General features: G+C 66.0%; 9 protein-coding genes. 5 read left to right on the top strand and 4 right to left on the bottom strand.

Features of this window, described 5'->3' with window-relative positions; all coding sequences use genetic code 11:
• Positions 1-33 precede the first annotated feature (33 nt).
• The gene (locus tag J2X42_RS09885; RefSeq protein ID WP_310164648.1) at positions 34-1,560 is read right to left on the bottom strand and encodes a leucyl aminopeptidase; all 1,527 of its coding nucleotides are present in this window, start codon (positions 1,558-1,560) and stop codon (positions 34-36) included.
• Positions 1,561-1,819: 259 nt separating this feature from the next.
• Here J2X42_RS09885 and J2X42_RS09880 point away from each other — a divergent pair, with 259 nt between their 5' ends.
• From J2X42_RS09880 to J2X42_RS09865, 4 genes are all read left to right on the top strand, one after another.
• On the top strand, positions 1,820-2,758 hold the full coding sequence (locus J2X42_RS09880) for a proteasome assembly chaperone family protein (protein WP_131134248.1): 939 nt from the start codon (positions 1,820-1,822) through the stop codon (positions 2,756-2,758).
• Positions 2,759-2,826: 68 nt separating this feature from the next.
• Positions 2,827-4,176 (top strand): MFS transporter, encoded by a 1,350-nt coding sequence (locus J2X42_RS09875; protein WP_310164645.1) that lies wholly within the window; start codon positions 2,827-2,829, stop codon positions 4,174-4,176.
• 83 nt (positions 4,177-4,259) lie between these two features.
• Positions 4,260-5,501, top strand: a complete 1,242-nt coding sequence (locus J2X42_RS09870; protein WP_310164644.1) for a DUF4192 domain-containing protein — start codon at positions 4,260-4,262, stop codon at positions 5,499-5,501.
• Between the two features lie 264 nt (positions 5,502-5,765).
• Positions 5,766-7,082 (top strand): RNA polymerase sigma factor, encoded by a 1,317-nt coding sequence (locus tag J2X42_RS09865; RefSeq protein ID WP_310164643.1) that lies wholly within the window; start codon positions 5,766-5,768, stop codon positions 7,080-7,082.
• Positions 7,083-7,226: 144 nt separating this feature from the next.
• On the opposite strand, the gene J2X42_RS09860 is transcribed toward J2X42_RS09865, so the two are convergent.
• The gene (locus tag J2X42_RS09860) at positions 7,227-7,448 is read right to left on the bottom strand and encodes a hypothetical protein (RefSeq protein ID WP_310164642.1); all 222 of its coding nucleotides are present in this window, start codon (positions 7,446-7,448) and stop codon (positions 7,227-7,229) included.
• Positions 7,449-7,705: 257 nt separating this feature from the next.
• On the opposite strand from J2X42_RS09860, the gene J2X42_RS09855 reads away from it, so the two are divergent.
• Positions 7,706-9,814: a DNA topoisomerase IV subunit B gene (locus tag J2X42_RS09855; RefSeq protein WP_310164641.1), complete on the top strand. Its 2,109-nt coding sequence runs from the start codon at positions 7,706-7,708 to the stop codon at positions 9,812-9,814.
• Between the two features lie 154 nt (positions 9,815-9,968).
• Here the strand turns inward: J2X42_RS09855 and J2X42_RS09850 are convergent, their stop codons facing one another.
• Positions 9,969-10,964, bottom strand: a complete 996-nt coding sequence (locus tag J2X42_RS09850) for a M56 family metallopeptidase (RefSeq protein ID WP_310164640.1) — start codon at positions 10,962-10,964, stop codon at positions 9,969-9,971.
• Positions 10,965-10,970: 6 nt separating this feature from the next.
• Positions 10,971-11,357 (bottom strand): BlaI/MecI/CopY family transcriptional regulator, encoded by a 387-nt coding sequence (locus J2X42_RS09845; RefSeq protein ID WP_066285700.1) that lies wholly within the window; start codon positions 11,355-11,357, stop codon positions 10,971-10,973.
• Positions 11,358-11,583 lie beyond the last annotated feature (226 nt).

Here is an 11,583-nt window from a genome sequence, read left to right as displayed (position 1 = left end):
GTCACAAAGCCGCGTGACAGGTCAAAAAGCCGGTCAGGCAGCCGCCGCCAGGAGGTCCTCCACGTAGGCCACCAGGGTCCGGACGGTGCAGCCCGTGCCCTGTTTGTGGGTGTAGCCATAAGGGCTCCCGTTGTTGAACGACGGCCCGGCGATGTCCACGTGGGCCCAGGGGATCTGCTCCCCGTCCTTGCCCTTACCCACAAACTCGCGGAGGAAAACGGCAGCGGTCATCATGCCGCCGTGGCGTTCGCCGATGTTGGCCAGGTCCGCCACCTGGGAATCCAGGCTGGGACGCAGCTCTTCAGGCAGCGGCATGGGCCAGACCAGTTCGCCGGCGCGGTCAGCGGCGGCCTTGAGTGGGCCGGTGACGCTGTCGGACCCCATCACACCGGCCGTGCGGTTGCCGAGCGCAATAAGCTGGGCGCCGGTGAGCGTGGCGACGTCGATGATGGCATCGGGGAATTCCCGGCTCGCCGCGACGATGCCGTCCGCCATGACCAGGCGGCCCTCGGCGTCGGTGTTCAGCACCTCGACGGTCTTGCCGCCGAACATCGTGAGGACGTCCGCGGGCCGCGAAGCGGCACCGGAGGGCATGTTTTCGGCGATGCAGAGCCACGCGGTGGCCTTGACCGGCAAGCCCAGGCCGGCGATGGCCAGCACTGTGTTAAGGACGACGGCGGCGCCCGCCATGTCGCTCTTCATGTCGCCCATGCCCAGGGCAGGCTTAATGGAGATGCCGCCGGTGTCGAAGGTGATGCCTTTGCCGACCAGGGCGATCTTTGCGGTCGCCTTCGCGGGGGCGTACTCGACCTTCACCAGGCGGGGCTGCCGGGTGGAGCCCTTGCCCACGCCCATGATGCCGCCGAAGCCTTCCTTTTCGAGGCGTTTTTCGTCCCAGACGGTCACCTTGACGGGCAGTCCCTTGGACAGTTCCTTGGCGGCCTCGGCGAACGACTCGGGGTAGAGGTGGCTGGGCGGCTGGTTGACCAGCGACCGCGTGGCGTTGACTGCCTTGCCGACCAGGCCGGCCCGCACCAGGGCTGACCGCAGTTCCGGCCCGTCGGCAACATCCGTGTAGATCACGGCGTTGCTGACGGGGTCCTTCAGGCCGTCCCGGGAGGAGCGGTATTCAGTGAAGGCATAGGATCCCAGCGCGGCACCTTCGGCGACGGCCGCGACGTCGGCGACACCCGCCGTCGGAAGTGCCAGGACCACAGTGGTGAAGCCGGCAAGCTGGCGCACGGCGGAACCTGCCGCCTGGCGGAGCGCTTCGCCGGCGAGGGTGCGGTCTGCGCCCACCTTGCCCACGCCGGCGAGGACGAGGACGCCGGCGCCGGTTTCGGGGAGGCCGGGGAGTCGGACCACCTGGTCGGCGGCGCCCGTGACGCCCAGGACCTTCAGGGAGTCCGTCAACGCTTCGGCGGACTTGGCCGTCAGCGGATTCTCCAGGAGGACGGGGCCGTCCGGTCCCTGGCCCACCCCGATGACAACGGCGTCACTGGGGGCCTTCTTAAGGTCCCGCGCGAGGGTACTAAGGTGGATTTCAGTATTCTTGACCATAGGGATCAGTCCTCAATTCTCAAAGATTGTTCGGGCAGGAATGCATGTTTGGCGTCCTGCCATGGAAACCGAAGCTGCGGCGGGCCTGGGACTCCGCCGGGGCGTCGCAAGCCCGTCCGGCAGGCCAGTTCCGATCGTAGCCCGTCTGCGCCGCCGCAGCGGAATCATCTGAGAGCTGCGACACACCAACAAGTGGAATGCCGCGGTGGCCCGGGGCGTTGTACGAGGTATCCACCCGAATCCACGAAAGGAACATGCCGTGCTTGAACGGATTTCCGGCTCCCTGCTGGACCCCGATGCGCTCTATGCGAGCAACATCGAGCTGTTCAACAGTCCGGCGCTCCGGGGCCTGAACCTGGTGATGGGGTTTACCGGGTTTGCCGACGCCGGGCATGTTGTGAAGCAGATCAACGCTGAGCTGCTCGATACCCTCGACGCCGAGCCGGTGGCGGTTTTCGACGCTGACCAGCTCATCGACTACCGGTCCCGGCGGCCGCATGTTTCGTTTGTGGAAGACCACCTGCAGGATTACCAGGCGCCGAAGCTCGCGCTGTACAGGCTGACGGACGGGCTGGGCCTTCCGTTCCTCCTGCTGGCCGGCTTTGAGCCGGACCTCCAGTGGGAGCGTTTCGCCCGCGCAGTGGTGGGGATCGCCGAAAAGCTGGACGTCAACCTGGTCACGTGGATCCACTCCATTCCCATGCCGGTGCCGCACACGCGCCCCGTCGGCGTCACTGTGCACGGGAACCGGCCTGACCTGATCGAGGGCATCTCGGTGTGGAAGCCCACCGTGGAAGTCCCCGCTGCAGTAGGGCACATCCTGGAACTCCGGCTCGTCGAGGCCGGGCGCAACGTTGCCGGCTACGTGATCCACGTTCCGCATTACCTCGCTGAGGCTGAATACCCCACGGCCGCGGTGGCCGGCCTGGAATACCTGGGCGCGGCGACGTCGCTGATGCTGCCCACGGACCGGCTTCGCGAAGCCGGCCGGGAAGTCAGCCGCCAGATTGCCGAGCAGATCGACGCGTCAGAGGACGTCCAGCAGGTGGTTTCCCGCCTCGAATCCCGTTACGACGAGAAAGCGGAGGGAACTGTCCGCAGGTCGCTGCTCGCCGATGAGAATGACAACCTGCCCAACGGCGACGAGCTGGGTGCCGCCGTCGAGGCCTACCTGGCCCGGGAAAATCCCGGCAAGTAGCATTCCGGTGCCTGTCCGCCTGGCGGTCCCACGCCTGGCGGGCGTTGCCGCCCGGGCATAATGGGGGAGTGACTGCACCCCGCGCCTGGCTGATTTGGACCATCGGAATCTTCGCGTATCTGGTAGCCGTCTCGCAGCGGACCTCCTTCGGCGTGGTGGGTCTTGAAGCCACCGAGCGGTTCCACGCGAGCGCCTCGGCCATCTCCTTCTTCACTGTCCTCCAGCTCCTGGTCTACGCCGGTCTCCAGATCCCCGTGGGCGTCCTCGTGGACCGGTTCGGCTCCCGGGCCATGATTGCCGGCGGCGCAGTCCTGATGGGTCTCGGCCAGCTCCAGCTGGCGTTCGCCGACAGCATCCCCGGCGGTGTACTGGGAAGGGTGCTGGTGGGCGCCGGCGATGCGATGACGTTCATCTCCGTCATCCGCCTGATCCCCTTGTGGTTCGCCCCCGCGCGGGTGCCCCTGGTTACCCAGCTGACCGGCATGTCCGGACAGCTGGGACAGCTGTTCAGCGTTGTCCCGTTTGCATTGGTCCTGCATTCCGCCGGCTGGACCCCGGCGTTCCTGATGCTGGCCGGGATGTCCGGTCTCGCCGTCGTCCTTGTCCTGCTGTTCCTGCTGGATGTCCCGCCGGGCACCCCGCGGCCCCAGGCGCAGCAGGGGCTGAAGGCCACCGGAGCCTCGCTCGCGCGGGCCTGGCGCCAGCCGGGCACCCGGCTGGGAATGTGGAGCCACTTCACCATCCAGTTCAGCGGCACAGTGTTTGCCATGACCTGGGGCTATCCCTTCCTCATCTCCGGCCAGGGGCTCGATGCCGGAACCGTCGCTGCCCTGATGGCGCTCTACGTGGCCGCCGCCATGGCCGTGGGCCCCTTCATCGGACGTTTTGTGTCACGGCACCCGCTGCGGCGTTCCACCATGGTCCTGCTCATCGCGGCTGCGACCGCAGCGGCCTGGGCCGCGGTGCTGCTGATGCCGGGCCGCTCGCCGCTGTGGCTGTTGGCCGGGCTGGTGGTGGTCCTGGCCATCGGCGGTCCGGGTTCGATGATCGGCTTCGATTTCGCCCGGACGTTCAACCCAGCGCACCGGATCGGCACGGCCACGGGCATCGTCAACGTGGGCGGCTTCATCGCCGCGCTGGTGGCGATTTTCCTGATCGGGCTGGTGCTGGACATCCTGTACGCCAGCGGATTCTCCAACGGCGTCCTCTACGGGCTTGAACCGTTCCGGATCGCGCTGTGCGTCCAGTTCCTGCTCATCGGCATCGGCGTCTCGGCGACGCTGGCTTCCCGGCGGAAGGTGCGCCGGCAGATGGCGGCACAGGGAGTCGTTGTTCCGCCGCTCCTGCGGGCCCTCGCCCGGCAGCGGCGGGAAAACCTGGCCCGGAAGAAGCAGCGGACACCCGCCGACGACGACTGACACTCTTCCTCAACAGACCCGGTTTTCACACATGGCGGAATCAGCGCCTGACAGGGTGCAGTACGCCGCCCAAAGCTGGAGGCATGACTCCTCCAGAACACCTCACCGTCCACTGCCCCGAGGACATCCTTGGGTTCATTCCACACTCCCTCGGGTACTGGCCGGCAGACAGCCTGGTGGCCATGACGCTCCAGGGCAAACGCCTCGGGGCCACGCTCCGTCTGGACCTGCCCGGCCCCGGGGTCCTAGCGGACCCGAAGAAGTTTGCCGGCACCGTCCGGGACTACCTGCGCGCTGACCGGCACGCCGACGCCTCGTTGCTGGTGTTCTTCACCAACGAGGGCTGGATGGACGGCTGCCTGGGCGAGGTCCAGACCTATACAGGGCTGCTGGCATCGCTGCAGGCAGTGCTTGGCAGCGCCGGGATGCCCGTCCGGGATGCCTGGTATGTGGGCGATTCGTACTGGCGTGACGCCCACTGCACAGACCAGTCCTGCTGCCCGCTGCCTGGCCGTCCCACCAGTGACATCCTGGACAGCAGGCTTAACGCCGAAATGGTCTTCCGGGGCAGCAGCGTCGGGCCGGCCCCGGAGGAACAGCGTCCCGCGCCTGTGGCCATGCCGCCGGAGGACATGACCCGGCTGCGTGCAGCCGAAGCGGCGTGGATGGTCCCGCTGGATCTCCGCCGGGGCAGCAGGGAACAGTTCGACGCGCTCCTTGACTCCTGGGAACCGCTGTTCCGTTCCGGGCAGTGCCCGGCCGACCCGCTCGTCCAGGGCTTCCTCCGTGCATCACTGCGCGTACCGTCCTGGCGGGACGCGGTGCTGGTGACGGCCGCCGCGGGCAGGACTGCCGCATGCGCCGGCGCGGATCAGTTTGGGATTTTTGACCCCGCATCCCGGCTGGCGCCAGTGCGTCCGCGGGCCGCCGGTATGCACGACGTCGCTGGTCTGGAGGACACCGGGTCCGGCACCGCCATTGTCTTGCCCGATACGGTTCCGTGCCCGGACTCCGCAGTGCCGGGATACGGCGAGGTCCTGCTGGGCCTGGAGCCGCCCGTTCCGGACTGGGGCAGCATGAACAACCTGGACCGTGTCCTTGAGCAGCTGGCGGCCGGTGGCGGGCAGTCCGCCGCGGCGGCGCTCTCGGGACGCGGCTGGATTTCGTGGTGCCGCGGACGTGGCTCGTATGCAGCGGCGCACCTGGGGCAGGCGCTGGACGAAGAACCCGGTTACCGGCTTGCTGAACTCCTGCTCGAACTTGTCCGGCGGGGGAGTCTCTGCGGCTGGGCTGCGCGGAAGGAGGCTGCCTGGCAGAAGTTTTGACCTGATGCCGCCTGACAGGGAGCGGGCGGCGGCGTGCGGCCGCGTTTGGGAAAACCGTGAGACAATGGATGCCGAGACCCGGTTGGGTCCGTGAATCTGGTGCACGTAATGGGTCCCTTTCCGGGAACATTACAGCCGCCCCGGCAGTTCTACTTAAGGACTCTGCCGGCCGTGGTTGCACCTGATGTTGATCACGGACTTGACAGGGTCATAGTGGTGTTGCCCGTATGGTGATTCCACAGACCGCCGCTAGAAAGGTTTTCTGTGACCCCGTCTTCCGCGAAGAAGGAACCCGCCGCCCAGGACGACTTGTCCCCTGAGGATAAGCAGGCTGCAACGAACGCCAAGCGTGCAGCCACGCGGGCAGCAAACAAAGCTGTCAAGGATGCCACCGCCGGTGATGGGGATGGCAGGCCCGAACCCAAGAAGCGCGGGCCCAAGCCCGGCGCCAAGGCCGCTGCCGAAGCCGCCGGAAAGGCCGCGCGCGGCTCCGACGACGAGGACGACGTCGAGGAAGACCTCGACGACATCATCCTGGACGGCCCGGACGCCGTCGATGACGGTGAAATCAACGCCGCCAAGGAAGCAACAGCTGCCACCGGCAAAGGCTTCGTCTACTCCGACGCCGACGACGACGACGCCCCTGTCCAGCAGGTCATGTCCGCCGGCGCCACCGCCGACCCCGTCAAGGACTACCTGAAGCAGATCGGTAAGGTTGCACTGCTCAACGCCGAGCAGGAAGTTGACCTGGCCCTCCGGATTGAAGCCGGACTCTTCGCCGAAGAGAAGATCAACGCTGATGACGGCACCATGGACCCGAAGTTCAAGCGTGAGCTTGAATTCGTCATCCACGACGGCAAGCGCGCCAAGAACCACCTGCTGGAGGCCAACCTCCGCCTCGTGGTCTCCCTGGCCAAGCGCTACACCGGCCGTGGAATGCTGTTCCTGGACCTGATCCAGGAAGGCAACCTGGGCCTGATCCGTGCAGTCGAGAAGTTCGACTACACCAAGGGCTTTAAGTTCTCCACGTACGCCACCTGGTGGATCCGCCAGGCCATCACCCGCGCCATGGCCGACCAGGCCCGCACCATCCGCATCCCGGTGCACATGGTCGAAGTCATCAACAAGCTGGCCCGTGTGCAGCGCCAGATGCTTCAGGACCTGGGCCGCGAACCCACGCCCGAAGAGCTGGCCCTGGAACTGGACATGACCCCGGAAAAGGTCGTCGAGGTCCAGAAGTACGGCCGCGAACCCATCTCGCTGCACACCCCGCTCGGCGAGGACGGCGACTCGGAGTTCGGTGACCTCATCGAGGACTCCGAGGCCGTGGTTCCTGCGGATGCTGTCAGCTTCACACTGCTGCAGGAGCAGCTGCACTCGGTGCTGGACACCCTCTCGGAGCGCGAAGCCGGCGTGGTGGCCATGCGGTTCGGCCTGACCGACGGACAGCCGAAGACTTTAGACGAAATCGGCAAGGTCTACGGCGTCACGCGTGAGCGCATCCGCCAGATCGAATCCAAGACCATGTCCAAGCTGCGCCACCCGTCGCGGTCGCAGGTGCTCCGGGACTACCTGGACTAGGACCGGATCAACCAACGCGGGGTCACTTCCTGCCCGATAAACCCAGATTATCGGGCAGGAAGTGACCCCGCGTTGCTTCGTCCTTAAGCAAGACAGGACCCCCTCCCGAATGGAAGGGGGTCCTGCTTTGTGTAGTCGGTAGGGTCAGTCGACGGCTACGGGCGCCTTCTCGTGAAGCCGGCCCGTCTCGTCGTGCCAGTCGGAGCTCAACGGCTTGAGCGTTGACTCGACCGCGCGGGCATGGTGGCCGCAGAAGAGCAGCTCACCGCCGGAGGACTCGAGTACAACACGGACGTATGCCTGCGCTCCGCAGCGATCGCACCGGTCCAGTGCGTTGAGTGTGCGGTCTGCCACTGCTGTTGTCATTTCGGCCTCCTTAGTAGATCTGTATGTCTATGTAACCAGTATTCGTAGCAATTCCATCGCAAGGATGGGGCAAGTTCGCTGTACGCGTATCCGCAAGAATTCATCAAGGCGCGCCGATCTGATCACAAAAACATCACGAGTGGCCCCGCCCACACCCCCTGCCAGGAGTGGCAGACCGGCCTTCGGGGCCGGGCCGACTAGGCTAGGAAGGGCGCCGCAAGCGCCTGCTGTTACGTCACTGAAGGAGTTCACAACCCGTGGCACCAAGTTCTGATTACACCGCCCGGCACCTCTCCGTCCTGGAAGGCCTGGAAGCCGTCCGCAAGAGGCCGGGCATGTACATCGGCTCCACCGACTCCCGCGGCCTGATGCACTGCCTGTGGGAAATCATCGACAACTCCGTTGACGAGGCCCTGGCGGGCTTCGGCCACGACATCCAGATCATCCTGCACGCCGACAATTCCGTGGAGATCCACGACGACGGCCGCGGCATCCCCGTGGACGTGGAACCGAAGACGGGCCTTACCGGTGTTGAAGTGGTCTTCACGAAGCTGCACGCGGGCGGCAAGTTCGGCGGCGGCTCCTACACCGCTTCCGGCGGCCTCCACGGTGTGGGCGCCTCGGTGGTGAACGCGCTGTCGGCGCGTCTCGACGTAGAGGTCGACCGCGGCAGCAAGACCTACAAGATGTCCTTCCGGCGCGGCGAGCCGGGGCGTTTCAAGGACCAGGGCACCAAGGTGGATCCGGCCGCCACGTTTGCTCCCTTTGTGGACGGCTCCGTGCTGGACGTGATCGGCAAGGCAAAGCGCGGTGTCACGGGCACACGCATCCGCTACTGGGCGGACCGCCAGATCTTTACCCCGGACGCCAAGTTTTCCTACGACGAACTTGCCGCACGTGCCCGCCAGACCTCGTTCCTCGTGCCGGGACTCAAGCTCACCGTCCGTGACGAGCGCCGGCTGCCCGGCACTCCGGGGGAGTCCGGCCCGCACGAAGAAGTATTCCATCACGACGGCGGCATTTCCGAGTTCGTTGATTTCCTCGCCGCCGACCCGGCAGTGACCGACATCTGGAGGCTGCACGGCGCCGGCAAGTTCAAGGAAACGGTCCCGGTGCTGGACGAGCGCGGCCACAGCCAGCTTGCCGAGGTCGAACGCGACTGCGAAGTGGACGTGGCCCTGCGCTGGGGCATCGGCTACGACAGCACAGTCCGCAGCTTCGTCAACATCATCTCCACGCCCAAGGGCGGAACGCACCAGTCCGGCTTTGAACAGGCCCTGGTCAAGACCTTCCGCAAGGCCGTGGAGAGCAATGCCCGCAAGCTCAAGGCCGGCAACGACAAGATCGACAAGGACGACATCTTCGCAGGCCTCACCGCCGTCCTGACCGTCCGCCTGGCAGAGCCCCAGTTCGAGGGCCAGACCAAGGAAATCCTGGGCACTTCGGCCGTGCGTGCCATCGTGGCCAAGGTGGTGGAGCAGGAGATCACGGCCAAGCTCAACTCCGCCAACCGCAACGACAAGGCCCAGTCGGCGTTGCTGCTGGAGAAGATCGTCAGCGAGATGAAGTCCCGCATTTCAGCGCGGGTCCACAAGGAAACCCAGCGCCGGAAGAACGCGCTGGAGACCTCCTCCATGCCCACCAAGCTCGCGGATTGCCGCACTGACGACGTCGCGCGATCCGAACTCTTCATCGTGGAAGGTGACTCCGCACTGGGAACGGCCAAGCTCGCCCGCTCCTCGGACTTCCAGGCCCTGCTGCCCATCCGCGGGAAGATCCTCAACGTCCAGAAGGCTTCCGTGGGTGACATGCTGTCCAACGCGGAGTGTGCCGCCCTGATCCAGGTGGTGGGTGCCGGTTCCGGCCGCAGCTTCGACATCAGCGCCGCCCGCTACGGCAAGGTCATCCTCATGACCGACGCTGACGTCGACGGCGCCCACATCCGCACCCTCCTGCTGACCCTGTTCTTCCGCTACATGCGGCCGATGATCGACGAGGGCCGCGTCTTCGCCGCCGTTCCGCCGCTGCACCGGGTTGAAGTGATCAACGCCGGCCAGAAGGCCAACGAAATGATCTACACCTATTCGGAAGCGGAACTGCACGTCCTCCTGGCCCGGCTCGCCAAGGAGGGCAAGCGTTACAAGGAACCGATCCAGCGCTACAAGGGCCTGGGCGAAATGGACGCGGAGCAGCTGGCGGAGACCACCATGGACCCGCGGCACCGGACCCTGCGGAAGGTGGGGATCGAAAACGCCAAGCAGGCCGAGGACACGTTCGACCTCCTGATGGGCTCTGACGTCGCGCCGCGCAAGGACTTCATCATCGCGGGCGCAGCAAGCCTGGACCGGGAGCGGATCGACGCCTGACTCCATCGATTGACCCCACAGGTCCCCTCACCTCGCAAGCTCGGCCAGGGAACCGCACGGGCGTGGGCAACTCCGGCCTCACCTTCAAAGGCAACGCAGCGCTGAAGTAAGCCGCAGTACGCCGAATTTAAGGTCTGTGCCCGGCCTGCGGCGGTCAGCCCAGCAGGCCGGGCACGATCAGCAATGCAGTGGGGAGCGCCAGCAGCAGGACGCAGCCTGCCAGGACGCTGCCACGGATGGCGGCAGGAAGCTGTGGCCGCGGCGACAGCAGCCGGCTGACCCTGGACGCCGTGGTCCGCGCAGAGTCGGACCCGGTGACGCCCGCCGCGGTTTCCAGGCCCTCAAGGGCCAGGCCGGCCGTACCGCTTGGCTGGAAACCGGCTCCGGCCCCCGATGAAGCCGAGCCGCTGGCCACAATCGCAATGGCCTTGATGAGGGTTGCTTTGCTCTCGGTCTTCAGCGCGACGTCGTCGGCCAGCATCTCGATGAGCGAGTTCACCGACTCCTGGGCCAGCCGCGTGGTAGGAAGCCAGGGGAGCGCCTGCCGCCAGGCGGCGAACGCCCAGAGCAGAAGATGGTGGCGCTGGCTCAGGTGGGCATTCTCGTGGATCAGGACGGCGCGAAGCTCGGCCGGTTCCAGGGCTGCCATCAGGCCGTCGGACAGCACAGTGACAGAGCGTGCGCCGCCGGGCAGGCAGTAGGCCACCGGCGAGTCATGGCTGATGACCACGGTTCCCGCCCCCTCGCTGGACGGGGAGGCAAGCAGGGCGAGCAGTTCGCGGTGCCGCCGCCGCTGCCGTTCGATCTTGTAGTACGTGAGCAGCAGTGTGAAGACCAGATGGGCGGTCAGCAGGGCCGCGGCTGACAGGGCAAAAAGATGCCAGAAGCCCAAGGCTGTGGTGGGGGCGTTGAACAGCACCATTCCCGCCAGGGCGCGCAGCCCGGCGATCAGGTTGTCTCCGATCGGTTCCAGGCCGTAGACCAGCATCGCGCCGATCATGGAGAGGCCACCTGCGAGGGCGATGGCCTGCCACAGGAGCATCGCGGTGAACGGCGACCGGGCAGGCCACTGCGCGCGTGAAAGGAAGATAGGCACCGGCCACGCCAGGACTATCGCAAGGACCGCCAGCAGGTATGAGGTCCAGAACATGGCCCGCTAGATGTGGCCGAGCAGTTTGCGCAGGGTTTCGGCTTCACTTTCCGTCACAGACCCGATGAACCTCGCCAGGACCGCTTCGCGGTCCGGGGCGGATCCCAATACCTCGTGCATGAGCTCGGCCGTGTGGTCCTCCCGGCTGGACACGGCCTGGTAGCGGTGCGGCCTGGTGCCGCGCTCCCGCTCAACGAGGCCTTTCTTCTCCAGCCGTGAGAGCACCGTCAGCACTGTGGTGACGGCCAGTTCCTTGCCTTCATGCCCCGCGGCGCCGCCCGTTGCTTCCGTGCTTTGCGCCAGCAGATCGCGCAGGGTGTTTGCGGTGGCTGCTTCGTGGCCCGCCCAGAGCAGGTCCATCACTGCCCGTTCCAGTTCGCCAAGACTAGCCATTCCATACATCCTTTGATTCCCCGCACCGCGGACCCGCAGGCCGCGGTGACAACAGCTGAACACTACAGATACAAATTTACCGCGTTTCGGCTCTACTTTCTACGTCAAGTAGAACACTGGGCGCGCCGCAGCCTTGTGGGCCGGCCTCGATGATGGAACTGTTGGTTTACAGTGCCGCGCGCATTGTTCTACACTCGGTAGAAGTCAAGTTCTACGGAACGTAGAA

It is taken from the genome of Arthrobacter sp. BE255, from assembly GCF_031457335.1.
Taxonomy (GTDB): Bacteria; Actinomycetota; Actinomycetes; order Actinomycetales; family Micrococcaceae; genus Arthrobacter.
Note: the sequence above shows the minus strand (reverse complement) of the source record. Positions and strands in the feature narration are given on the sequence as shown.